The 21,405-nt window shown below is 43.5% G+C and carries 29 protein-coding genes and 1 tRNA gene; 15 read left to right on the top strand and 15 right to left on the bottom strand.

What is annotated here, in order from left to right:
• Positions 1 to 42 precede the first annotated feature (42 nt).
• From rplI to rpsF, 3 genes are read right to left on the bottom strand one after another with little or no spacing between them, the layout of a single operon-like run.
• A complete protein-coding gene (gene rplI, locus VMW01_05970; protein HUW05787.1) occupies positions 43 to 489 on the bottom strand; it encodes a 50S ribosomal protein L9 in 447 nt (148 codons plus the stop codon).
• A 19-nt stretch (positions 490 to 508) separates the two neighbouring features.
• On the bottom strand, positions 509 to 778 hold the full coding sequence (gene rpsR, locus VMW01_05965) for a 30S ribosomal protein S18 (GenBank protein ID HUW05786.1): 270 nt from the start codon (positions 776 to 778) through the stop codon (positions 509 to 511).
• A gap of 3 nt (positions 779 to 781) precedes the next feature.
• Positions 782 to 1,132 (bottom strand): 30S ribosomal protein S6, encoded by a 351-nt coding sequence (gene rpsF / locus VMW01_05960; protein HUW05785.1) that lies wholly within the window; start codon positions 1,130 to 1,132, stop codon positions 782 to 784.
• 132 nt (positions 1,133 to 1,264) lie between these two features.
• Between rpsF and VMW01_05955 the strand changes: the two genes are divergently transcribed.
• Positions 1,265 to 1,471 (top strand): (2Fe-2S)-binding protein, encoded by a 207-nt coding sequence (locus tag VMW01_05955; GenBank protein HUW05784.1) that lies wholly within the window; start codon positions 1,265 to 1,267, stop codon positions 1,469 to 1,471.
• Here VMW01_05955 and VMW01_05950 read toward each other — a convergent pair.
• Positions 1,460 to 2,347, bottom strand: coding sequence for a transglutaminase-like domain-containing protein (locus tag VMW01_05950; GenBank protein HUW05783.1), 888 nt, complete (start codon positions 2,345 to 2,347; stop codon positions 1,460 to 1,462). The genes VMW01_05955 and VMW01_05950 overlap by 12 nt on opposite strands.
• Positions 2,348 to 2,349: 2 nt before the next feature.
• Complete coding sequence (locus tag VMW01_05945; protein ID HUW05782.1) at positions 2,350 to 3,222, bottom strand: nucleoside phosphorylase; 873 nt, start codon at positions 3,220 to 3,222, stop codon at positions 2,350 to 2,352.
• A 162-nt stretch (positions 3,223 to 3,384) separates the two neighbouring features.
• On the opposite strand from VMW01_05945, the gene VMW01_05940 reads away from it, so the two are divergent.
• Positions 3,385 to 3,846 (top strand): DUF4293 domain-containing protein, encoded by a 462-nt coding sequence (locus VMW01_05940; protein ID HUW05781.1) that lies wholly within the window; start codon positions 3,385 to 3,387, stop codon positions 3,844 to 3,846.
• Positions 3,847 to 4,387: 541 nt separating this feature from the next.
• Here VMW01_05940 and pyrI read toward each other — a convergent pair.
• The 6 genes from pyrI to nfo form a co-directional block, all read right to left on the bottom strand.
• Positions 4,388 to 4,846 carry an aspartate carbamoyltransferase regulatory subunit gene (gene pyrI, locus VMW01_05935; GenBank protein ID HUW05780.1) on the bottom strand — a complete coding sequence of 153 codons (459 nt, stop codon included), beginning with the start codon at positions 4,844 to 4,846 and terminating at the stop codon, positions 4,388 to 4,390.
• A 26-nt stretch (positions 4,847 to 4,872) separates the two neighbouring features.
• A complete protein-coding gene (pyrB, locus tag VMW01_05930; GenBank protein ID HUW05779.1) occupies positions 4,873 to 5,784 on the bottom strand; it encodes an aspartate carbamoyltransferase in 912 nt (303 codons plus the stop codon).
• A gap of 25 nt (positions 5,785 to 5,809) precedes the next feature.
• Complete coding sequence (locus VMW01_05925; protein ID HUW05778.1) at positions 5,810 to 6,421, bottom strand: YigZ family protein; 612 nt, start codon at positions 6,419 to 6,421, stop codon at positions 5,810 to 5,812.
• A complete protein-coding gene (locus tag VMW01_05920; protein ID HUW05777.1) occupies positions 6,418 to 7,299 on the bottom strand; it encodes a hypothetical protein in 882 nt (293 codons plus the stop codon). The genes VMW01_05925 and VMW01_05920 overlap by 4 nt, the downstream gene beginning before the upstream one ends.
• Before the next feature lie 124 nt (positions 7,300 to 7,423).
• The gene (locus tag VMW01_05915) at positions 7,424 to 8,383 is read right to left on the bottom strand and encodes an isoaspartyl peptidase/L-asparaginase (protein HUW05776.1); all 960 of its coding nucleotides are present in this window, start codon (positions 8,381 to 8,383) and stop codon (positions 7,424 to 7,426) included.
• Between the two features lie 18 nt (positions 8,384 to 8,401).
• Positions 8,402 to 9,247 (bottom strand): deoxyribonuclease IV, encoded by an 846-nt coding sequence (nfo, locus tag VMW01_05910; protein HUW05775.1) that lies wholly within the window; start codon positions 9,245 to 9,247, stop codon positions 8,402 to 8,404.
• A gap of 230 nt (positions 9,248 to 9,477) precedes the next feature.
• On the opposite strand from nfo, the gene VMW01_05905 reads away from it, so the two are divergent.
• The 7 genes from VMW01_05905 to VMW01_05875 all read left to right on the top strand — a co-directional run bounded on the left by VMW01_05905 (position 9,478) and on the right by VMW01_05875 (position 15,470).
• A complete protein-coding gene (locus VMW01_05905; GenBank protein ID HUW05774.1) occupies positions 9,478 to 9,798 on the top strand; it encodes a nucleotidyltransferase domain-containing protein in 321 nt (106 codons plus the stop codon).
• Positions 9,770 to 10,114 carry a HepT-like ribonuclease domain-containing protein gene (locus tag VMW01_05900; GenBank protein HUW05773.1) on the top strand — a complete coding sequence of 115 codons (345 nt, stop codon included), beginning with the start codon at positions 9,770 to 9,772 and terminating at the stop codon, positions 10,112 to 10,114. The genes VMW01_05905 and VMW01_05900 overlap by 29 nt, the downstream gene beginning before the upstream one ends.
• Positions 10,115 to 11,005: 891 nt before the next feature.
• Complete coding sequence (locus VMW01_05895) at positions 11,006 to 11,914, top strand: DNA adenine methylase (protein HUW05772.1); 909 nt, start codon at positions 11,006 to 11,008, stop codon at positions 11,912 to 11,914.
• Positions 11,911 to 12,642 (top strand): HNH endonuclease signature motif containing protein, encoded by a 732-nt coding sequence (locus tag VMW01_05890; GenBank protein ID HUW05771.1) that lies wholly within the window; start codon positions 11,911 to 11,913, stop codon positions 12,640 to 12,642. Before VMW01_05895 ends, VMW01_05890 begins: the two co-directional genes overlap by 4 nt.
• A 166-nt stretch (positions 12,643 to 12,808) precedes the next feature.
• Entirely contained in the window at positions 12,809 to 13,222 is a 414-nt protein-coding gene (locus VMW01_05885) for a hypothetical protein (GenBank protein ID HUW05770.1), read from the top strand.
• A 31-nt stretch (positions 13,223 to 13,253) separates the two neighbouring features.
• Positions 13,254 to 13,778, top strand: coding sequence for a transposase (locus tag VMW01_05880; protein HUW05769.1), 525 nt, complete (start codon positions 13,254 to 13,256; stop codon positions 13,776 to 13,778).
• 216 nt (positions 13,779 to 13,994) lie between these two features.
• Positions 13,995 to 15,470, top strand: a complete 1,476-nt coding sequence (locus tag VMW01_05875) for a glycoside hydrolase family 130 protein (protein HUW05768.1) — start codon at positions 13,995 to 13,997, stop codon at positions 15,468 to 15,470.
• Here VMW01_05875 and VMW01_05870 read toward each other — a convergent pair.
• On the bottom strand, positions 15,467 to 15,619 hold the full coding sequence (locus VMW01_05870) for a hypothetical protein (protein ID HUW05767.1): 153 nt from the start codon (positions 15,617 to 15,619) through the stop codon (positions 15,467 to 15,469). The genes VMW01_05875 and VMW01_05870 overlap by 4 nt on opposite strands.
• Before the next feature lie 183 nt (positions 15,620 to 15,802).
• Between VMW01_05870 and VMW01_05865 the strand changes: the two genes are divergently transcribed.
• From VMW01_05865 to VMW01_05845, 5 genes are all read left to right on the top strand, one after another.
• Complete coding sequence (locus tag VMW01_05865) at positions 15,803 to 16,639, top strand: sulfite exporter TauE/SafE family protein (GenBank protein ID HUW05766.1); 837 nt, start codon at positions 15,803 to 15,805, stop codon at positions 16,637 to 16,639.
• Complete coding sequence (locus VMW01_05860) at positions 16,636 to 17,025, top strand: DUF1634 domain-containing protein (GenBank protein HUW05765.1); 390 nt, start codon at positions 16,636 to 16,638, stop codon at positions 17,023 to 17,025. Before VMW01_05865 ends, VMW01_05860 begins: the two co-directional genes overlap by 4 nt.
• Positions 17,026 to 17,196: 171 nt before the next feature.
• Complete coding sequence (locus VMW01_05855; protein ID HUW05764.1) at positions 17,197 to 17,763, top strand: hypothetical protein; 567 nt, start codon at positions 17,197 to 17,199, stop codon at positions 17,761 to 17,763.
• Positions 17,764 to 17,799: 36 nt separating this feature from the next.
• Positions 17,800 to 18,162: a DUF4180 domain-containing protein gene (locus VMW01_05850; GenBank protein ID HUW05763.1), complete on the top strand. Its 363-nt coding sequence runs from the start codon at positions 17,800 to 17,802 to the stop codon at positions 18,160 to 18,162.
• Positions 18,163 to 18,225: 63 nt separating this feature from the next.
• Complete coding sequence (locus VMW01_05845; protein HUW05762.1) at positions 18,226 to 18,654, top strand: thioesterase family protein; 429 nt, start codon at positions 18,226 to 18,228, stop codon at positions 18,652 to 18,654.
• Positions 18,655 to 18,759: 105 nt separating this feature from the next.
• Here VMW01_05845 and VMW01_05840 read toward each other — a convergent pair whose 3' ends face one another.
• The 3 genes from VMW01_05840 to VMW01_05830 form a co-directional block, all read right to left on the bottom strand.
• The gene (locus tag VMW01_05840; GenBank protein HUW05761.1) at positions 18,760 to 19,611 is read right to left on the bottom strand and encodes an aldo/keto reductase; all 852 of its coding nucleotides are present in this window, start codon (positions 19,609 to 19,611) and stop codon (positions 18,760 to 18,762) included.
• A gap of 25 nt (positions 19,612 to 19,636) precedes the next feature.
• Positions 19,637 to 20,629 (bottom strand): aldo/keto reductase, encoded by a 993-nt coding sequence (locus VMW01_05835; GenBank protein HUW05760.1) that lies wholly within the window; start codon positions 20,627 to 20,629, stop codon positions 19,637 to 19,639.
• Positions 20,630 to 20,817: 188 nt separating this feature from the next.
• Positions 20,818 to 20,905, bottom strand: a tRNA-Ser gene (locus tag VMW01_05830).
• 213 nt (positions 20,906 to 21,118) lie between these two features.
• Between VMW01_05830 and VMW01_05825 the strand changes: the two genes are divergently transcribed.
• The coding region (locus VMW01_05825) for a hypothetical protein (protein ID HUW05759.1) at positions 21,119 to 21,405 on the top strand (287 nt) is incomplete at its 3' end.

Genomic DNA, 21,405 nt, shown 5'->3' with positions numbered 1-21,405 from the left:
GGCTCTTTTGGAGCCCTTTTTCTTATGTTAATCTGAGTGTAATTACTCCGATACGATCTCTAGCTGAATTTCAACCTTAACATCCTTGTGCAGCTTGATGGTGGCAACATACTTACCGATTTCCTTGATTTGGTCCTCAACAAGAGTAATTTGCTTCCTTTCAATGTTGAACCCTTTGGCCTCTAAAGCCTCTGCAACTTGAATGGTGTTGATAGAACCATAAATCTTACCGGTAGAGCTGGTCTTGGTAGAGATGGTGAGACTTAAACCCTCTAATTTCTTTAAAATTTCGAGAGCATCGTCCTTAACCTTTTCTTCCTTATGTGCCCGCTGGCGTAGATTTTCAGCATGTACCTTTTTGGCCGAAACTGAAGCGAAAATTGCAAAACCCTGAGGAACGAGATAGTTATTTGCATAACCGTCTTTTACCTTTACAATATCGTCTTTTTGGCCTAAGTTGGCCACATCTTGCTTAAGAATTACTTCCATGGTAGATCCTCCAATTTTCTTATTTCAACAAATCGGTTACGAATGGCAGCAATGCCAAATGACGAGCTCTTTTTACGGCTTGGGCAACTTTTTTTTGATACTTCAAAGAGGTACCGGTTAGGCGACGAGGAAGAATTTTACCCTGCTCATTCAAGAATTTTTTAAGAAACTCAGGATCTTTGTAATCAACATACTTGATCTTGTTCTTCTTAAAACGGCAGTATTTTTTCTTCTTAATTTCTACCGTTGGGGGGGTAAGGTATCTGATTTCTGAATTGTTTTGGCTCATGGCTTATTCCTCCATCTTTTTTTCCTGTTTGTTCGCACGTTTCTTCTCACTATACTCAACGGCATACTTATCCATTCTAAAGGTTAGAAAACGGATAATGCGCTCGTCACGTCGATACTGAACTTCCAGTGTATCGATGAGTTGTCCAGGAGCTTTGAACTCTATCATGTAATAGAATCCAGTTGATTTTTTTTGGATAGGGTAAGCCAGCTTACGGAGGCCCCAGTCCTCCTCGTGTACTATCTCCCCACCGTTCTCGGTGATTACACCGCGGAATTTTGTCACCAACTCCTTCAGCTGCCCATCGGAGAGCACTGGAGTGGCAATGAAAACGGTTTCGTACTGATTCAACATAGCTATTTAGCGTTTAAATGATTAAATAACAGCGTGCAAAAGTAGTCTTTTTTCCCTTATATCCAAACTAGGGCTGAACTATTATGCCAATCGCTAAAGGTTTTTACTTAATTTTGCCAAAAAGGAGAAAAGGTGAAAGTTTGCAACTGTTACGATGTTACCAAGGTTCAGCTAATAAAGGCGATTCATAAGTATTCTATCGACACAATAACCGACCTGCAGAATGCCACCAAGGCTTCTACCGGTTGTGGGCGGTGTAAGAATGTGGTTAAGGAAATTCTACAGGAAGAGCTAGAAAAGAAGGAGTGGCAGAATCTGCAGCTCCGTTTACCCTTCTAGCTCATTGTTTGGTCGTAAAATATTGAGGAGTTTCTCCATGCTCGCCGCCTTCTCATTGTATCCAATCTTTTTGTAGGAGATTACCAGGTGGTTTACAAGCTTTACCAAGGTCTGCAGGTTACTGCATGGTTGATAGAATTCTGGTTTTTTATCAACGTTCAGCTGTTCAAGGTAGTGGTCTATCTCTTTGAAACTTAAAATGGCGCCTTTGTTGTATGGGTTGATGTAAAATAGAACCTTATCGGTAGTTTTGGCATCCTCGCGATCGGAAAAGAGTGGGTCTTTGTAGGCCAGCACAAAATTTCGTGGTAAATCAACCCCATAAATGGGTAGACCAAGCTGCTGAGCAATGCCTGCATATATTATTGCTAAAGAGTATGGATTCCCTCTCTTGGTCTCAATAACCTGATGAACAAACGAACTTTGTAAAGAAAATATGTTGGAGGAGTGGTTGGCAAAACCATGGACGTCGAACAGGATATAGTTGATTACTTTGACCTTTTCTAGGGCTGTAAGATTCTTATTCAACTCGAGCCAAACGTCTTTTTTTACTTTTTCAATTGCGTCAGAGATATGGCTTCTATCCAGCTCTGGGTATTGAAATCGGCTAATCCAGTATGCTCCCTCAAGGAGATCTAGCTCTAGGCTATTTACCCAGCTGGTCAATCCTTTTTGGGTTGTTTCCGCTTGGATTAAGCTAACAAGTTCTTCAATTCTATCCTGAACCAGCGGGTTTAAGGAGGTTTCCCATGCCTCTTCCAGCATGGGAACAACCTCTTCGCCCTGACCAAGAAGCCTTTCTGCTACATGGTGAAAGATTTCACGGTCAGGATCATCAAGAAGTGTTAGTAATGCCTTAAGCTGGTTCGTTTCCATTCTTACTTAACAATGCTCTCTAGTACTTTTTCTACCAAAGTTTTTATCGATGGTTTGTAGTCGTCGAAAGCAGTTTTAGTTACTCTATTAGCAATAATTGCACACATGGTAACCGCTTGGTGTCCTAGGAGTTTAGATAGACCTGCAATGGCAGAGCTCTCCATCTCGAAGTTGGTTATTTTTCGACCATTGTAGCGGAACGATTCAATTTTCTCATTCAGCTCGGCATCGGCCAAGGGGAGGCGTAGAACGCGACCTTGTGGGCCATAAAAACCGGGAGCAGAAATGGTAACCCCTTCAATGGTGAACGCTTTCATTTTTTCACAAAGAATGGGGGATGCCTCAACGAAGTACGGTTTTGCGCACTGTTCGTTCCAATCCATAAATTTTATAAACGCCTTCTCCATTTCCAGATCACAAACCTCATTGCGGCGGGCGTAGAAGTTGAGCAGACCATCGAATCCAATGGACATTTGGGAAAGAACAAAGGAACCCACAGGAATGTCGCCCTGCAAAGCACCCGATGTGCCAATGCGGATGAGGTTTAGGCTGGTATGGGTTGGCTTAACGGTGCGTTCCTTAAGGTCGATGTTGGCTAGCGCATCAAGTTCGTTCACTACAATGTCGATGTTGTCGGTTCCAATTCCGGTGGAGAGAACGGTAATACGTTTTCCCTTGTAGTAGCCTGTCTTGGTCACAAACTCCCGATTGCTTCTGCTGCAGTCAATTTTTTCGAAATAGCTGGCGACTAGGTCTACTCGACCTGGGTCGCCTACAAGGATAACGTCTTTTGCAAGGTCTTCCGGAAGCATGTGCAGGTGAAAAACACTTCCATCTGTGTTGATAATGAGTTCTGAGGGTTCAATTACTCGCATAATTTTACAATTTTAAACAAGCAGCTAATATATGGATTCAATTCTACACTTTGAATAGTAACACCATAATTGATGAATAATTTTAAGGTTAAGAGAATTTAGCTGGTTACTTTTAGTGCCATATTTTATTGGTTGTATTACTTTTGTGAAAACTTTGGAATAATGATACAACGAATTCAGTCGCTTTATCTTCTTTGCGTTACCGCCTTGCTCTCTTTTTGGCTCCATTTACCGCTGGGTAGGTTTTTATATGGGGGTAATGAATATCTCTTTCGCTTAACCGGCATTTCGTCTCTTAATCCAGATGCCGACAAGTTAATGGCAAAAACGTGGCCACTGTTGATATTGACCATTTTAACGATTGTAATTGCACTGGTAACTATCTTTTTCTACAAAAAAAGGATGATTCAGATACGGCTTTCGGTGTTTAATTTTATTCTGCTCATTGGCCTCGAGGGGTTGTGGGGCTACTACATGTATCAGGTAAAAAGCTCGTTGAACGTTCCTGCAAACTTCTCCATAATCGATGTTTTTCCGCTGGTTGCTGCCTTCTTTACCTTTATGGCACTGAGACGAATTGCTCGCGACGAGGCGATAGTTCGGTCGATGGATCGGTTGCGTTAACCATAGCTATTTAGAATATTACGTGCTCTAGGGCATCCGATAAAAATAGATGGGGTCTTCAGTGTGAAGGCCCTTTTTTATGTATTAATGGGCACTATTGGAAGCCATAGGCCCTATCTCAACACGCAATTAATTTATGCATAAAGAGACGCTCAACCGTGCGTCTCTACGTTCTTTTAATTCTTCTAACTTCTTTTACTTCTCTTTTTAATACCTTTCGGTTATTGCGGTGCATACGAAGCAGTTTGATTTTTACACCTGATTACCTTACACCGCTCGCATTTGGGTACCTTCTGCTCCATGGGCTATCGCCCAAGGCTATTCATATTAAACCGCATTGCGGTTTTGCCTTGCAATAATGCTTTGTAGATATAGAATAAGGGCGAAATGTTTTTTGCCCTTACAATCGATTAAATACTCTTACTGACAAAAAGGAGACGCACGGTAGTGCGTCTCAACATTCTTCTAACTTCTTTTAACTTCTTCTTCCGGGATCTTCGCTTCGCTACGACTTCTTCTAACTTCCTTTTTCCTTCCTGGTCTAAACAAATTCAAAGTGCCCCTGGTCGGTGATCTTTTCGCAGTAGTGGCAGCGCAGCGACACCTCCTCCTTCGATTCAATGGTGAATTTTTGCTTCACCCGGTCGTTGTTGGTTATGCACTTGGGGTTTACGCATCTGATGATTCCCTCCACCATTTGAGGAAGTTCTACCTCCTTCTTTTCAACCACCTCGTATCCCTTTATAATGTTGAGTTTAGCCGATGGAGCTACCAGCGATATCTTGTTGATATCGGCATTCTCGAAATACTTGTCTGCAATTTTCACGATGGCCTTTTTTCCAAGCAGCTTGCTATCGAGGTTGGTGCCAAAGGTTATCTGGTTGGTGTAGTTGTCGAGCCCAAGAATGTTGATTACGTTGAATAGGCTATGTGCTGGAATATGGTCAATCACTGTTCCGTTTTCAATAGCGCTTACGCTAAGCTGTTTTTGCTTTTTCATGGCAGTGTGTTTTACTTGATTGTAAGTTATTTCTTAAGCCCCAAAATGTAGCACATAATGGCCATACGGGTGTAAACCCCATTTAGCGCTTGGGTAAAATAGTAGGCCTTTGGGTTTGGGTCAACGTCCTCGTTAATCTCATTTACCCTCGGCAGTGGATGAAGCACGCGCATATTGTCCTTGGAGCCATCCAGCATTTTATTCTTGAGGATGTAGGCATTCTTCACCTTTTCATACTCAATGGGGTCGGAGAAGCGCTCCTTTTGAACGCGGGTCATGTAAACAATATCTGCATGCTTTATGTATTCAGCAAGGTCGGTTTGCTCGTTGTACTTAATACCCAGCTTATCGAGGTAGAGCTTGTATTCCATCGGCATTCTGAGCTCGGCGGGGGATATAAAGGTAAAGGTGGGGTTGAAGTGGGTGAGGGCCATGAGCAGTGAGTGAACGGTGCGGCCATACTTCAGGTCGCCAACCATTACTATATTGAGGTTGTTTAGCGTGCCTTGCGTTTTCCTGATGGAGTAAAGGTCGAGCAGCGTTTGGGTGGGGTGCTGGTTGGCTCCATCGCCTGCATTGATGATGGGAACTCTAGAAACTTCGCTGGCAAATCGAGCGCTACCTTCTATGGGGTTACGCATCACGACTAGGTCCGAGTAGTTGGCCACCGTCATAATGGTGTCCTTAAGCGTTTCTCCCTTCGATACGCTGGAGGTGCCTGCTTCCGTAAATCCGATTACCCTACCACCAAGCCGATTAATGGCACTTTCGAAGCTTAAGCGTGTTCGGGTTGAGGGCTCAAAAAATAGGGTTGCCACCACAAAGCCTTCGAGCAGCTTTTGGTTGGGGTTCTTTTCAAATTCTTCGGCCAAGTCGAGGATTTTTATGTACTCCTCCTTGGTGAAATCGGTGATCGAAACCAGGCTTTTACTTTTCATTTTTGAACGTATTAGGGTAATTACTCTATTCTACTAATTCAATGGTTATCATCTCCTTTCCAGAGAGTCTCTCTTCTAATTGAGCCGATAAGCTCTGCCTTATCTCCAGCACCATTTGGCAGCTAAGGCCCATATCTTGGCTTACAATGGTGGGCGACAGCTCCTTTACCGCCTTCATCACGTCGTTCATGGCAACGTATTCAAACTTCACCTCAAACCTATCATTTACCGTTCTCTCAACAATTTCTGCTTCACTTATGGCTTGCCGCGTTGCCTCCTTGTAGGCATTAATTAACCCCGGAACACCCAACTTTGTTCCGCCATAGTAGCGGACCACCACGGCTAGCACATTGGTGATTTCCGCAGAGAGCAGCTGGTTGAGAATGGGCTTGCCCGCCGAACCGGATGGCTCACCATCGTCGTTGGCCCGGTAATTTTCACCTGTTGGTCCAAAACGGTATGCGTAGCAGTGATGCGTGGCGTCGTAGTATTGCTTTTTAACTGTATGTAAAATGGCTTTTGCCTCATCTTCGTTTTGAATGGGGTAGAGCAGACCAATGAATTTACTCCCTCTATCGCGAAAGTTACCTTCCGGTTCGGTGGCAGCAGCTATGGTTTTATAGGTGTCGTCGCTCATGGCACGAGGTAGGTTAGGAGGTAGAGGGCAAAAACCGCAAGGACTATTCCTCCAATGTTGAGCATGGAATACTTCTCCTTGAATATGAAGCGTCCAATGGCTGAGCTACACAGTACAATGCCAATGTTGTTTACGCCGATGAGCGTGGAACTATCGAGAAAGCCATACTTTGTGGAGTAGTTGAGCATACCTATGAAAAAGTAGGCTGAACCAAAGTTTGCAGCACCTAGGGCCAATCCTAAGCCTAGCGTTTTTATCTCTAGGAACCCACGACGGTTCTCTCTACTGCGAAGCACTAGGACAAAACCAATGATGCAGGCTGTTCCAAAGAGAAGGGTTAGAAAGATGGGCTTGAGCTCATCGCTCACAAACTTTGCTTGGGAGAACTTCATGAGCGAGTCAATCAATCCCATGCCAAAGAAGAGGATGATTGGAAACCACAGCTTTCGGTTGCTCTTTTCCTTTTTGGACGGGTAGCTGCTCAGGAGCAGGGCGGTTATGGCCAAAATAAACCCCGATAACTTTATCGGGGTTAGCTTATCATTGGGTTCAATGGCGAGCGATAGCAGTATGGGAAAAATGACCGACATCTTCGTCGCAATGGTGGTGGGAGCAATGCCCGCCAGCTGTGTGCTTTGGGCCACTATAAAAAAGAGGCCAATAAAGAGGACGCCTAATCCTAGTGCAAAGGCAATCCATTCGTATCCAGCAGATTGAAGTGAAATTTGCGACTTATCGGCCAAAAAAAAACCGAGCAATGTTGCTACGGCGTAGTTGAGGGCAATAATGGGGAGACTTTTTACTTGAAGCTTCTCCGAAAGCTTGAAAATCACCAGAATTGTGGTTGATGATAGTATGCTAAGCAGCAACAGAACCATTACTCAATGTTTACGCAAAGTTATGGAAAAAAAAGCCCCCACCAAATTCCGTGAGGGCTTTTTTAAAACTAATTATAGTTTGCTTTTAATCAGGATTATGGCAACATATTGTCCATGCCAATAGTTACCTAGCAAAGAGGCCAACCATCTTTTTTCCTGAGGAGGAGGCAAATCCACGAAACATGCCCGGGGTGTTGAAGTCAGTAACGATATTTCCTTGTCTATCGAGGGCAATTACGCCACCTTCGGCACCAATGGGTTTTAGCGTTTTCCAAATCATTTGCGAAACGGCATCCTTCAAATCTACATCGCGATACTCCACCAGCGCGGCAATACTTCGGGCAACGGTGTAGCGAATAAAGAACTCCCCATGACCCGTGCACGAAATGGCGCAGGCGTTGTTGTTTGCGTAGGTTCCGGCGCCAACTATGGGAGAGTCGCCAATTCTTCCGGGGAGCTTGTTGGTCATGCCACCAGTGGAGGTTGCCGCCGCTAAGTTTCCGTTCATGTCGAGGGCTACGCAGCCTACCGTTCCGTGCTTTTCCGTTGGAGGCACCTGCTTGGCCTTCAGGTAGCTTTGCCAGCTTCTTTCGGTGAAGAAGTAGGAGGAGTCCACCATCTCAATGCCGTTGGCACGCGCAAAGTTGGAGGCTCCTGCACCGGCAAGCAGCACGGCACCCGACTTTTCCATCACCGCTCTGGCGGCCACAATAGGATTCTTAATATCGCCTACACCGGCCACGGCACCCGATTCCAGCGTTTTTCCGTCCATGATGCAGGCGTCGAGCTCATTCTTACCCGCTGAGGTAAAAACGGCACCCTTGCCTGCGTTAAAGTGCGGATTGTTCTCAAGATAAATTACCACCTGCTCCACCGCATCGAGGCTGGTTCCTCCCTTCGACAGGATATCAGCACCAATCGACAGGGCCGAATCCAGCGCAGCCTTGTAGACTAGCGAGTCGGCGCCCAGCTTCTCGGGGGTGATGTTTCCTGCACCACCGTGAATGGCAATGGCCCACTTTTCCTGTGCTGATAGCATTGTTGACATTGCTATGGCTAGTACGAATAAAAGAACGCTTTTCATGGCTTCATAGATTAGGTTTTACTTTGCTTGCATGGCGTAGAGCATGGCAATTTCCTCCTGCCAAATGGTTTCGTCGGGTGTTTCCAGAATGAGCGGAATGTTGTCGAACCGCGAATCCTTCATAATATACTTAAAGGTATCGATGCCCAAAAACCCCTTGCCGATGCTATCGTGCCGGTCGACCCGGGAGGCGAACTCCTTTTTGGAGTCGTTGATGTGCATTCCCTTTAGGTACTTGAACCCAATGGTTTCGTCGAACCGCTGAAAAACCTCGTTGAACTCCCCTTGCTCCTTGAGGTTGTATCCGGCGGTGAAGGCGTGGCAGGTGTCTATGCACACGCCAACGCGGGTTTTGTCCTCCACCTTGTCGATAATGTGGCGCAGCTGCTCAAAGGTGTGCCCTACGTTGGTGCCTTGCCCGGCGGTGTTTTCAATTACGGCAATTACGTCCTTGGTTTTTGCGAGGGCAATGTTGATGGATTCGGCCACCAAATCGAGGCACGCCTCCAGGCTTATTTGGTTGAGGTGGCTGCCGGGGTGAAAGTTTAGCCGGTCGAGACCCAGCTGCTCGCACCGCTGCATCTCGTCGAGGAAGGCCTCCCTCGATTTTTCCAGCGCCTCCTTTTCGGGATGGCCAAGGTTAATGAGGTAGCTGTCGTGCGGCAGGATGTGCTCGGGCTTAAATCCAAGCTCTTTGCACGCCTTTTTAAAACCCTCGATGCTGGTCTGCGTTAGCGGTGCCGATTTCCACTGACGTTGATTTTTTGTGAATAGGGCGAAGGCTTTTGCCCCAATGGCTGCGGCATTGCGTGGTGCATTCTCCACACCACCCGAAGCGCTAACGTGTGCTCCAATGTATTTCATGGCTATACTGATTTTTAAATGGTAACTGGCCGCCACCTTTGAGCCATAAAGCGCCTACTTAGTTGGAGAGGTGCCCTATACCTTGCGTGACCAACCCTTGCCTTAAACTTTTGCTAAATATACAACATCTACAGCTTCTTTGCCATGGGAGGAGTGGTTGGCTTTTGCAAAATCTCCTTTGATGTGTGGCATACCATTTATCAACAAAAAATCGCTAACTTTGAACCTGTATGACAGTGATAGACCAAAATATTAAGCAGATAATTCAACTTTGTGAGGCCAACAAAGTTAGGACGTTATTTGCCTTTGGTTCGGTGACTACGGATAGGTTTAATCCCGATAGCGATATAGACTTGGTGGTTGATATTGATGATAATGACCCTATTTCATACACGGACAAATACTTTAATCTTAAGTTTCAGCTCGAGGAAATATTTAAGCGGCATATTGACCTGCTCGAGCAAAAGGCCATCCGCAACAAATTTTTGAAAGGTGAAATTGAACGAACTAAAGTCCAAATATATGGAAGTGGAAGTTCGAACTTGGCTTGAAGATATTAGCCAATCTATCGATGAGATTGAAACTTTTTTGCCCGCGAAACTTAATTTTTTTGAGTTCAAAAAAGACTTAAAAGGAAAAAAAGCAATTGAGCGAAATATTGAAATAATTGGTGAAGCGGTAAATAGAATTCTAAAGGTCCATCCAGATATCAAAATAGCAAATGCTAGAAAAATTGTGGATACAAGGAATAGAATAAGCCACGGGTACGATTCGGTATCTGAAGATATTATCTGGACAATCGTAATCAAGGACCTTAAAAATCTCAAACAAGAAATAGCCGAGCTGCTGAATAGCGGCATCGGCTAGAGTCCTCTCTTCGTCATTCGTAAATTTTAGAATATCTTGGGTCATTACTTTCAAGGGTAGGATAAGCTTGCTTTTGCAAAACCTCCTTCGATGGCTGTCCGGTGGGCTCCCTTCTCTGCCAGATCGCCTTCGATGTCTGCCGGAAGGCTCCTTTCTTTGCCAGATATTCTTCGATGTTTGTCCGGTGGCCTCCCTTCTCTGCCAGATGACCTTCGATGTCTGCCCGAAGGCTTCCTTCTTTGCCGGAGCTCCTTCGATGACTATCTGGTGGATTCCCTTCTTTGCCAAATGCCCTTCGATGTTTGTCCGGTTGCCTCCCTTCTTTGCCAGATATCCCTCAATGTCTGCCAGAAGGCTCCCTTCTCTGTCATATCTCCTTCGATGTTTGTCCGGTGCGCTCCCTTCTCTGCCAGATGACCTTCGATGTTTGCCCGGTTGCCTCCCTTCTCTGCCTGAGTTTTATCGAGTGATAAAGCAAGAATGGCAGCGGTCTGACACTTTTAACACAATCTACAATAAACGGCTTACGCATACATCGATTCCTGAATAGATTTTATTTTGCTATTAAACGGAATAAACACCATTGCATTTAGGCCAACCTTGGCTCAAGGATTGTCCTGGTTAAAAATCAGTAGGATAGCTTGGGCTAATGCATATTTTTTGTAAGTTTGAGATACCAACGAATGGCAAATTATGGGATAAATCAATCTTGGAAGTGGCTCTTTGCCGCCCATGGTGCGACGAGAGTTTCAAGAAAAAAAGGTTTGCCTAAGGCGGAAATAACAACGATAGCTGTGTTTATACACTCGTTGTACCCCATTTTAAAAGACGACCTACCATAAATTAGACATGTTGAACGAAAATGATTAATTTTGTAAAAAATAGAATTATATGAAGATACCACATCCAATACCATATCAAGGTAGCAAAAGAAACCTTGCTGCGGACATCTTAAGATTTTTTCCTCAAAAGATTGATAGATTAATTGAACCTTTTGCTGGTTCGGCTGCAATTACTATTGCATCAGCATATTATTTCAAAGCTAACAAGTTTATTGTAAACGACATCAATGAACCCTTAATAAATCTTTGGGAAAAAATTGTAAATGAGCCTCAGACAATAATTCGGGATTATCATCATATTTGGAATAACCAACTTGGTAATGAAGAAGATTTTTATTATCAAATAAGAGACAGTTTTAATCAAACAAAAGAGCCAAAATATCTATTATTTTTATTGGCTAAATGCGTTAAAGCAGCAGTTCGATATAATGCAGAAGGCAATTTTAATCAAAGTCCTGACAAAAGAAGAAAAGGGCGTTTACCTGAAAATATGAGATTTGATATTTTAAATGTTTCAAATCTATTAAAGGACAAAGTTACTTTCCATTCTGTTGATTATGAGAAAATTTTGGATATGGCAACTGAGAATGATTTAGTTTATATGGACCCACCGTACCAAGGGACAGCAAAAAATGGCGGGTTTAGATATATGGAAGACCTCAATCATGAAAATTTTGTGATTTCACTTTACAAATTAAACAAGCGAAATATTCCGTTCATTTTAAGTTATGATGGTCGTACTGACAATAAAACATACGGAGAGGAACTTCCTAAGGAATTGAATTTACATAAAATTGAAATAGATGCAGGTCGTTCTTCAATTGCAACATTGCATAGTAGGAACGAACGGACATATGAAGCTGTTTATATATCCGATAACTTAGCCTCAATTTCGCATATAAATAAACGGATAGAATCAGTTTCAATTAAACAGCCTTCATTGTTTGACTTCGTATGAAAAAGTACCCGAAAGAATTTTTAAAACTTGCAGAATCAATAACCAATAAAAGAGCCAAGATTGTTATTGACCATATTCTAAAACACGGTTTTATAACAACTGAAGATTTAGAAAAAACTTACGGATATAATCATCCACCCCGTGCGGCAAGAGATGTTAGGGAAGCAGGAATCCCACTTGAAACATTTAAAACAAAATCCGCTGATGGCAAATCAATAGCTGCATACAGATTTGGAGACCTTTCGAAAATACGAAATAATCGTGTTGACGGACGGCAAATATTTTCGAAAGATTTCAAAAAATCATTATATGATGCAAATAATGGGCATTGCTATATCTGTAATGGAAAGTTTGAAGAAAGGTATTTGCAAGTTGACCATAGAGTGCCATATGAAATAAGTGGGGATGATGAAAATTTTCAGCAAAACATCAATGATTATATGCTTCTTTGCGCTTCTTGCAATAGAGCAAAGTCATGGTCTTGTGAACACTGTGAAAATTGGAATGATTCAAAAGATATTGAAATCTGTTTAAAGTGTTATTGGGGCAGACCTGAGAATTATGACCACATTACTTTAGAAAAGATTCGCCGACTCGAATTGACATGGCAAGGAGTAGAAGTGAATTTTTTTGAAGCATTAAAGAAAGAAGCAGACAAGGGGGAAATTGCATTACCTGACTATGTAAAATCATTATTAATCAAGCATATAGAAAAAAGAAGGAAATAAAAACGGGGTACAACATCGTATATAAAACATTTGGCAGTCAGTGCGTTATCGAGCGGCACAGCTCGTATCAAAAGTAGTTGTAACTTGACAGGGAAGTGCTTCGAAATGTCAAACGTTTCATATACGTAACCGTTGTCAATGATAAGATAGGTGTTTTATAGTTATTATGGAAGCTTTAGTCATTGCCATTAATCTTACCCTGTTCGGTTTGATTGTGCTATCCCCAATTTTATTGCTAATTCGCATCAAGCGTAGAAATAGGGAAGGGGTTTTTACGAAGTATATTCTTTGGGGATTACTGTTTTTGGCACTACTCGCTATTATTTTTTCCTGGTGGGGTGATGAATCCAATGCCATTCTACTTTCTCATTACGGCTATGACTTTGAGGGTTGGACAGAGGCGTTGCGTCTAAGAAATGTTGCCAATGAAAATTTGGCCAAGGTGAAAATGCTTTACCAAAGCTCGATGGGGGTTGGCTGGCCTGTAAGGGCAATATTTGCTTTTGTTATGCTTTCGCCCTATTTGCTTGTGGTGTATTTTGGTGGAGCAATATTGGATAAAATGAAAGCTAAACCGTAGATGAAATTGAAATACTAGAAAATAGTGTAGAATGGCCTATAACCCTGAGAAACACCATCGCCGCAGCATCCGCCTAAAGGGATACGATTATGCGCGGGCAGGATTGTATTTTATTACCCTGTGTTGCCAAAATAGGGCGTGTTTGTTTGGAAATATCGAAAATGGGGTGATGGTATTGAACGAATACGGGCACATTGCCTGCAACGAATGGATGAAAACAACCGAAATACGAAACAACGTTGAATTGGGTGAATTTGTAATAATGCCAAACCATATCCATGGCATTGTCCGGTTATTGGGTAGGGGCGAATTGGATTCGCCCAACAAACAGGGCGTATGCGATACGCCCCTACGTTCGCCATCGCAAACAATTGGTGCAATTGTTCGTGGATATAAATCATCGGTTACAAAACAATTGGGTTTATTGGGTTTCAACGAAAAAATTTGGCAACGTAATTACCACGAACACATTATCCGCGATGAACAATCGTATATGAAAATATCGGATTACATTATAAACAATCCCGCAAATTGGGACAGGGATTCATTAAAATAGTCTCCGGTCAAAACACATTACTAATGCACAGGGAAGGAGGGCTTGACCAGCTATTTGGGCAGCTCCGTGCAAGCGATTTCAATCATTTTGGCCGGAATTCGTTGTATCCACAGATTTTTAGCGTTCTATCTCCTTGCCAAGGCTCTGCGAGATAAGTGGAATAAAAAGGGCTTATTCATTATATGCTACTAACTTTGGAGAAAATTAGTAGGGACTATGCAAGCTGCCGTAAATAGGAAAAATATAAGGTTTATTCCAGATTCATCCAGAGTAATCGCGCGTTTTTTATATACAACCGACGAAAGAGCAATGGGTATTATTCAATCGGTAGTGGGCCTAACGGAGAATGAAGCACATTTGAGCTTAAGTCAGGTAATGAGAGATTATTCATTGCGACATCGTAATGTCACAGCAATCTTTGAAAGGCATTTTAACAATATTGCCCATTTGTTTGCACAGATAAAGACCAATTCAGACCCGCTCGATTATAACCGGAAATTGCTCATTGGTGCTTACTTTACCATGGAGTATGCAGTTGATTCCGCAGCCCTTTTTAATCCGTCCATAGTTGAACATCCCGATCAGTCGGGGATTATACCGGGTGAAAAAAGGGTAATAATAAGCTTAAGGGCTACCGGAGAGGGACATATTTCGTCAATCGTATTCCGAACCGGAATTTTAGACATAAGTAGCAATCTTACCATTGAACCGGTTGGAAAAATGCTGGAGGAGGCTCAAAATATTCAGCGGCATTTATACAATAAAAAATCGTTTACCGTAAAGTTGGAAGAGATGGACTTTCATTCCATTATGCCTCCCGGATTGATACTCGATAAGCTAAGCGATACTTTTACCTATGAAGACCTCCGAAAATGTGTTGAAGAGGTACGAAGTGGCCTTCATTTGGCTGCTGATAAGGAGATATTGATTAACCAAATTATGTGGCTGGCCTCCTCGCATTACGAAATACAATTTTCATTGGACACCAACATCTCGGAAAGGGTGATTTTTCCGGTTGCGATAAATGAAAAGAATGGTATTGAAGATGCCCGTTTCGTCAAGTTTACCAATGATAATGGTGAAACGAAATACTATGCCACCTACACAGCATACAATGGCAGCACCATATTGCCAAAGCTACTAGACACCAGCGATTTTTACCATTTCAAAAGCTTACCTGTTTATGGTGAGATTGCTCAGAATAAGGGAATGGCCATGTTTCCCAGAAAAATTGGCGGCAAGTATGCCATGCTTTGCCGGCTCGATGGATTCAATAATTACATTGCCTTTTCGGATAATATAAATATTTGGCGTGAAGCAAAGCTCATACAGCAGCCAAAATTTCCCTGGGAATTGGTACAAATTGGGAACTGTGGTTCTCCCATCGAAACGGAGGAGGGATGGCTGGTAATCACCCATGGCGTTGGCCCCATGCGCGAATATGCTATAGGGGCATCGCTATTCGATCTTCAAAATCCTGAAGTTGAAATAGGACGGTTAAGCCATCCGTTATTGGTTGCCAACGCAGAGGAGCGAGAGGGCTATGTGCCTAACGTTGTATATTCCTGCGGATCGATGATCCATAACGAGAGCCTGATCTTACCCTATGCCATGTCCGATTATGCATCCACCTACGCCACGGTCAACTTAAGGGCGCTGCTGAATGAATTAAAAAACTCAGAGAAGGCTTAATTTGCCTTATTAAGTTCTTCGTGGCCCTGCAAAACTGACAGATAAGAGATCAAATAGGCCAGCGTGCTTTCGGCTCCTAGATTGCGGTTAACACCATTTTTATCGAAACCATCGTAGCAGCCATTGGTTTCAATGTCGTAGTGGTTCACCTTTAAATCGTTTTCGCCTATAAACCATAAGAAACGAGCTACAAGCAGTTGCCAATAACAGATAAGGACTCCCTTCAAACAACCACTGCCGAAAATTAGTTTCTTAAAGCAAGGGCAAACGCTGGTTTATTTCGGCCACTATTCCTAAATTTGCCTGAGTTTTTTTGGTAATGCGCTCTGCCTATGCCACACCTCGATAATCTACTCTTTTCGCTCCTGATCTACATCGGCTCCTTTTTTGCCGGGCTGCTGGGATCGCTAACCGGTTTGGGCGGGGGAGTGGTGGTGGTTCCCATGCTTACGGTGCTGTTTGGAGTAGATATTCACTTTGCGGCGGGTGCATCGCTCATCTCGGTTATTGCCACCTCCTCGGGCTCGGCCTCCGCCTACGTTAAAGAGGGCTACTCGAACATCCGAATTGGCATGTTTTTGGAGATGGCAACTACCATCGGCGCGGTTGTTGGCGCCCTGTTGGCAGGTATACTCTCCGCCAACTCTATTTCAATCATTTTTGCCGGAATTCTTGTGTACTCTGCATTTTCGTCCATTCTTAGAAGGAAGGGAAATGTTACCTATACCGAAGAGGACAGGTATGCCAAATTACTAAAGCTAAATGGCGAGTATCCCACGGGTAACGGAATGGAGCGTTACTCAGTGCGGAATGTTCCTTTTGGGTTTGGCCTTTCCACCGTTGCCGGAATAATGTCGGGATTGCTGGGCATAGGTGGCGGTGCCATAAAGGTGATAGCCATGGATAGGATTATGAAAATACCGTTCAAGGTATCCACCACCACCAGTAACTTTATGATTGGGGTAACCGCCGCGGCTAGTGCAGGCATATACCTCAAAAATGGGTTTATCCATGCTGCCCTTGTAATGCCGGTAATGCTGGGAGTGTTAACCGGTGCCTTTCTGGGTGCCAAGGTGCTAACCACCGCCTCCTCCAAGACTTTAAAAGCTGTATTTACGGCAATTATTCTAGTGCTGGCCTTCGAAATGCTTAAAAACGGACTGAAATGAGTAAGCCACAAGGTAAAACCAAGGGCCTGGATGGGAGCATCGAAGTTGCGCTGGGAAACCTGCTCCGTGTTGGCGTGATTGCCGCCGGTGCCGTGGTTATTATCGGTGCCATCTTCTTTTTGGCAAGGCACGGAACGGAGATTCCCAGCTACCATATTTTTAAGGCCGACCCCTTCAACTTTTCCGATTTCCGGGATTTGCTCAACGGTGTAATCGCGCTGCGGTCCGTCTCCATAATGGAGCTAGGGGTATTGCTGCTCATTGCCACGCCCGTTATTAGGGTTCTCTTTTCTGTATTTGCCTTTATCTATGAGAAGGACTACATGTATGTTGCCTTTACGCTCATTGTTCTCCTTGTTTTAATCTACAGCTTCTTACCTCGCTAGGTGCTCCCTGCCCTGCACGACTTCTTGAGAAGCTTGAAATTGGCTGGCTTTGTCTAGGTGGGGTGTAATATTCTTGCTACTTTTATAGGTATTAATCGTGGCTCTATTAAAGGGTTTAAGCAAGAATAGTAGCAGCAGAGATTGATACATTCATTTTAAAAATTTAACGGCATGAACTTTAAAGAGTATCTAAAGGAGATAAGCATCGTAATTTTGGGAATCCTAATTGCTTTTTGGATAAGTAATGTTGGCATGAATTATAAGGAGCATACCATCCAAAAGCAGGTTTTTCTTACCATTCTGAATGAGCTGAAGGAGAATAATAAAAATGTTGAAGTCACAATGCGAAGCTTGGATACGCTGCGTTTGAACTTCACCAGAATACAGAAGAAGACAAACGTGCATGGTGAAATGTTTGTCACCATAAGCTATAGCGGGTTGGATGTGAAGGGCATTGGCTACGAAACTGCTAAAAATACCGGTATACTGAAGGATATTGATTATAAATTGGTGTCAAGAATTGTGGAAAATTACGAATCGCAAAACTCACTCAAAGAGTTGGAGAATCGTATGAGCGATGAGCTATTCGTGCTGATTAAGAATAAAATTGGCAATAGGAATAATTTGGATTATGTAATACTGCAGATTACGAACTTGATGACTAATCTTACCGACTTTGATGCTGAGCAAAAGCAGCTAATCGAAGATTTAACGGTATACCTAGATGTGAAGAGCTAAGTGCAGTATATTTTGCACAGAGTAATAGCAGTTACCATGAAGATAGATGTTATAAACATTGAGGGAAATAGCGTAGCCGAGGTGGTGTCCGATGGCATTGAAATACGCAATACTGACGATGTGCTGGATATTATGGGGAACTGTAGCTACCAGGGAGCTGGAAGCATTGTTATTCAAGAAAGGAATATCATCCCCGAGTTTTTCGATTTAAAGATGGGTATTGCTGGTGAGATACTCCAAAAGTTTTCTACATACGGTATGCGGCTTGCCGTTGTGGGCGATTTCTCTAAGTACACGAGCAAGAGCCTGCGCGATTTTATTTACGAAAGCAACAGGGTTGGGCGAATCAACTTTGTGAGCTCTACGGAGGAGGCAAGAACGGCGTTGGCGAAGCGTTAGCCTTGCAAACCTTGGGCCACTCGGTTCTTTGTGTTTTAGTCTTATGTGAAAAAAAAGATTGTGATGTTGAAAGCGTTTGATTTTGAGATGGAAATGCAGGTTCGCGACTACGAGTGCGACATTCAGGGCATTGTAAACAATTCGGTGTATCAGAACTATCTGGAGCACTGTAGGCATAAGTTTCTCAACACTGTTGACCTCGATTTTGCCACAATGCACAACGATGGCATCGATGCCGTGGTGATACGCGCCGAGCTGGAGTATAAGTCGTCGCTTAAGCCTGGTGACGATTTTCTGGTGAGGTTGAAGATGGGGCGGAAGGGTAACCTTCGCTTGATTTTTGATCAGGAGATTTTGCGTAAGTCGGATATGAAGGTGGCCATTGAAGCGCGCATTTTTGCTGCGCTCATTCGGAATGGTCGCCCTGTTTCACCCGATTTGCTCATGGATAAGTTTACCTCAGCAGGTATTACGCTTGAGGAGGTGAAGTAGGAGATAGGCTCTGTAGCGAATTTGAGACCACATGTAAAATTAGACCCCGACAAGCCATTGCCTGGGTTTGCTTTTTTAGTGAGGAGTAGGCGATATTCTAACCGCTTAGATATCAAGTTTTCTACTGCCCAACCACTTCACCATCTCTGGATCGCGATGGTCGAAAAATTGACTTTTCTTGGTGTCGAGCGATACAATGGCGTTCATATCTTCGGGGCTTAGCTCAAAGTCGAAAATGTTAAAATTTTCCACAATTCTCTCCCTGTGAACCGATTTTGGAATAGCCACTACGCCTCTCTGTGTCAGCCAGCGCAGAATTACTTGGGCAACCGTTTTCTTATATTTCCCAGCGAAGGAGAGCAGCAGCTCATTCTTAAAAATGTCATTTCTCCCTTCGGCAAATGGTCCCCACGATTCAATCTGAACGTTGTTCTCATTCAGAAATTTCTGGGTTTCAATTTGCTGATGGAATGGGTGCGTCTCAATCTGATTAACCGCAGGAACCACCTTGTTATGGATAATCAGGTCAATTAAGCGGTCTGGTTGGAAGTTGCTAACCCCTATGGCTCTAATTCTGCCTTCACTATACAGCTCCTCCATGGCCCGCCACGAACCGTAAATGTCTCCCATGGGTTGATGAATAAGATATAGGTCTAAATAATCCAGCTGTAACCGTTTCATCGCCTTATCAAAAGCCTGTTTCGTGGTTTCGTAACCGGTATCCTGAATCCAGAGCTTGGTGGTGATAAAGAGCTCTTCCCGTGCCACCCCACTTTTTTTGATTGCGTTCCCAACAGCCTCTTCATTCAGGTAGGCCGCTGCCGTATCAATGAGCCGATAGCCGGTATTAATTGCCTCAAAAACGCTTCTTTCACACTCTTCAGCATCGGGTACCTGGTAAACTCCAAAACCTAAAATGGGCATCTCTACGCTATTGTTCAAAACTATCTTTTGCATTGTCGTGATCATTTAAATTCTCAACTTACTTTTTTACATACTTGTTTTCACGGGCACTGTAGCGTGGGCCAACGTTTGGATATTTCTTCACAATTGTTTCAATTGCTTCCATATCGTTTGCTGTGAGTTCCACTTCGGTTGCACCGGCATTTTCTTCCAGATATTTTCTACGCTTTGTGCCAGGAATTGGAATAATGTTGTTGCTTTGGGCTATTACCCATGCAATGGCTAGCTGGGCGGGCGAACAATATTTGCTTTCGGCAAATTCAGCAAATGCTACTGCCAACTTCTGGTTATTATCCAGGTACTCTCCACTATAGCGTGGTAAGTTTGCACGGAAGTCGGTTGAGGCAAGGGAGGTTACATCCAGCTTGTTGGTAATTAGTCCGCGACTTAATGGTGCAAAGGGAACGAAGGTAACGCCCAGCTCTTTGGTTAGCGGTAAAATCTCCTTTTCCACATCACGGGTAAGCAGGGAGTATTCGCTCTGCAAAGCGGATATCGGATGCACCGCGTGAGCCTTTTTCAAATCCTCTGCGCCACATTCACTTAAGCCGAGGTAACGCACCTTTCCCTGCTTTACCAACTCAGCCATGGCGCCTACCGTATCTTCAATTGGAATATTCGGGTCCACACGGTGTGCATAGTAGAGGTCAATGGTTTCAATTTTTAAACGCCGAAGGCTGTTCTCAACAGCCTCTTTCATCCACTTTGGCGAGGCATCCACGTACATCTCTCCACCGGTAAAGGCACCGCCTTTTACCCGAAAACCAAACTTTGTGGCCAGAAATATCCTGTCGCGGTTTGGCACAAGAACCTTGGATATCAGCTCTTCGTTGGCACCGCTGCCATAAACGTCGGCTGTATCCCAAAAATTTATGCCAAGGTCTAGAGCGTATTCAAGGGTTGCAATACTCTCTGTATCGTTTGGTTGCCCGTAGGCATGGCTCATGCCCATGCAGCCTAAACCCACAACCGATAATTCCTCTCCTGTTTTTGCTAATTCTTTATACTTCATGATAATATCTTTCTTATAAATTTTACTCTGGTATAAATTCACTAAACAATTTAAAGCAATTAGTGCCTATTTTGTTAACTCTTTCTAGGTATGAAGTAAAGGTTTTTTTCATTTTGCTGGCCTTCTTTCACCAAAATAAAAAACCTGTAAGCGTTGACTTACAGGTTTTTGTTTGTATTTCTTAACAGCGGAGAGTTAGGGATTCGAACCCTAGAACCCCTTTTGAGGATTACACACTTTCCAGGCGTGCGCCTTCGACCACTCGGCCAACTCTCCTTTTTGAGGCTGCAAATGTAGAAAAAATTGTTTCCACAGAAAGGGTTTCCCCATCTTTTTTCCTTTTCTTTTTAATTCACCATTTGGGTATTCGTTGTGGTTTGGGTTAATCTTTCTTAATTGCTACGTTAATTCTGCCTTTTTTTGTTAATTCGTAGTTTGGTTTTGGTTTATAGAGTGTTTGAGCATAGTAATGATACAATATACAGCGTGATGAAAAAGTTTTCTGGTGCATTTTATAGCCGAGGTGCATTCTTGGTTAGGTATTCCATTCTGTGGTTAGTACTAATGATGCTTGCCCGATTACTATTTGTGGTGTATAACAGCGGGCAGTTTTCGCATGCCTCATTTTCGCTGCTGGTAGGCATCTTCTTCCACGGCCTTCACATGGATCTGTCGCTGCTTGGTTACATTCTGGCGGTATCGTGCCTTGTGATTGCAGCTACTGCCTATTTTAAGGGCAAGGTTGCTGCTGTAGCTATGGCCGTTCTAACCGTTAT

This window comes from Williamwhitmania sp. (genome assembly GCA_035529935.1).
In the GTDB taxonomy this organism is placed as follows: Bacteria; Bacteroidota; Bacteroidia; order Bacteroidales; family Williamwhitmaniaceae; genus Williamwhitmania.
Note: the sequence above shows the minus strand (reverse complement) of the source record. Positions and strands in the feature narration are given on the sequence as shown.

What these genes read in the sequence shown, in the direction of transcription:
- VMW01_05880 (HUW05769.1), top strand. Translation starts at nt 13,254, where the DNA reads ATGGCCTATAACCCTGAGAAACACCATCGCCGCAGCATCCGCCTAAAG.
- pyrB (HUW05779.1), bottom strand. Translation starts at nt 5,784, where the DNA reads ATGAAAAGTAAAAGCCTGGTTTCGATCACCGATTTCACCAAGGAGGAG.
- VMW01_05855 (HUW05764.1), top strand. Translation starts at nt 17,197, where the DNA reads ATGAACTTTAAAGAGTATCTAAAGGAGATAAGCATCGTAATTTTGGGA.
- pyrI (HUW05780.1), bottom strand. Translation starts at nt 4,846, where the DNA reads ATGAAAAAGCAAAAACAGCTTAGCGTAAGCGCTATTGAAAACGGAACA.
- VMW01_05840 (HUW05761.1), bottom strand. Translation starts at nt 19,611, where the DNA reads ATGCAAAAGATAGTTTTGAACAATAGCGTAGAGATGCCCATTTTAGGT.
- VMW01_05845 (HUW05762.1), top strand. Translation starts at nt 18,226, where the DNA reads ATGTTGAAAGCGTTTGATTTTGAGATGGAAATGCAGGTTCGCGACTAC.
- VMW01_05885 (HUW05770.1), top strand. Translation starts at nt 12,809, where the DNA reads ATGGAAGCTTTAGTCATTGCCATTAATCTTACCCTGTTCGGTTTGATT.
- rpsF (HUW05785.1), bottom strand. Translation starts at nt 1,132, where the DNA reads ATGTTGAATCAGTACGAAACCGTTTTCATTGCCACTCCAGTGCTCTCC.
- VMW01_05915 (HUW05776.1), bottom strand. Translation starts at nt 8,383, where the DNA reads ATGAAAAGCGTTCTTTTATTCGTACTAGCCATAGCAATGTCAACAATG.
- VMW01_05860 (HUW05765.1), top strand. Translation starts at nt 16,636, where the DNA reads ATGAGTAAGCCACAAGGTAAAACCAAGGGCCTGGATGGGAGCATCGAA.
- VMW01_05905 (HUW05774.1), top strand. Translation starts at nt 9,478, where the DNA reads ATGACAGTGATAGACCAAAATATTAAGCAGATAATTCAACTTTGTGAG.
- VMW01_05865 (HUW05766.1), top strand. Translation starts at nt 15,803, where the DNA reads ATGCCACACCTCGATAATCTACTCTTTTCGCTCCTGATCTACATCGGC.
- VMW01_05945 (HUW05782.1), bottom strand. Translation starts at nt 3,222, where the DNA reads ATGCGAGTAATTGAACCCTCAGAACTCATTATCAACACAGATGGAAGT.
- VMW01_05950 (HUW05783.1), bottom strand. Translation starts at nt 2,347, where the DNA reads ATGGAAACGAACCAGCTTAAGGCATTACTAACACTTCTTGATGATCCT.
- VMW01_05850 (HUW05763.1), top strand. Translation starts at nt 17,800, where the DNA reads ATGAAGATAGATGTTATAAACATTGAGGGAAATAGCGTAGCCGAGGTG.
- VMW01_05895 (HUW05772.1), top strand. Translation starts at nt 11,006, where the DNA reads ATGAAGATACCACATCCAATACCATATCAAGGTAGCAAAAGAAACCTT.
- VMW01_05920 (HUW05777.1), bottom strand. Translation starts at nt 7,299, where the DNA reads ATGGTTCTGTTGCTGCTTAGCATACTATCATCAACCACAATTCTGGTG.
- VMW01_05900 (HUW05773.1), top strand. Translation starts at nt 9,770, where the DNA reads ATGGAAGTGGAAGTTCGAACTTGGCTTGAAGATATTAGCCAATCTATC.
- VMW01_05925 (HUW05778.1), bottom strand. Translation starts at nt 6,421, where the DNA reads ATGAGCGACGACACCTATAAAACCATAGCTGCTGCCACCGAACCGGAA.
- rpsR (HUW05786.1), bottom strand. Translation starts at nt 778, where the DNA reads ATGAGCCAAAACAATTCAGAAATCAGATACCTTACCCCCCCAACGGTA.
- VMW01_05940 (HUW05781.1), top strand. Translation starts at nt 3,385, where the DNA reads ATGATACAACGAATTCAGTCGCTTTATCTTCTTTGCGTTACCGCCTTG.
- VMW01_05835 (HUW05760.1), bottom strand. Translation starts at nt 20,629, where the DNA reads ATGAAGTATAAAGAATTAGCAAAAACAGGAGAGGAATTATCGGTTGTG.
- nfo (HUW05775.1), bottom strand. Translation starts at nt 9,247, where the DNA reads ATGAAATACATTGGAGCACACGTTAGCGCTTCGGGTGGTGTGGAGAAT.
- VMW01_05875 (HUW05768.1), top strand. Translation starts at nt 13,995, where the DNA reads ATGCAAGCTGCCGTAAATAGGAAAAATATAAGGTTTATTCCAGATTCA.
- VMW01_05890 (HUW05771.1), top strand. Translation starts at nt 11,911, where the DNA reads ATGAAAAAGTACCCGAAAGAATTTTTAAAACTTGCAGAATCAATAACC.
- rplI (HUW05787.1), bottom strand. Translation starts at nt 489, where the DNA reads ATGGAAGTAATTCTTAAGCAAGATGTGGCCAACTTAGGCCAAAAAGAC.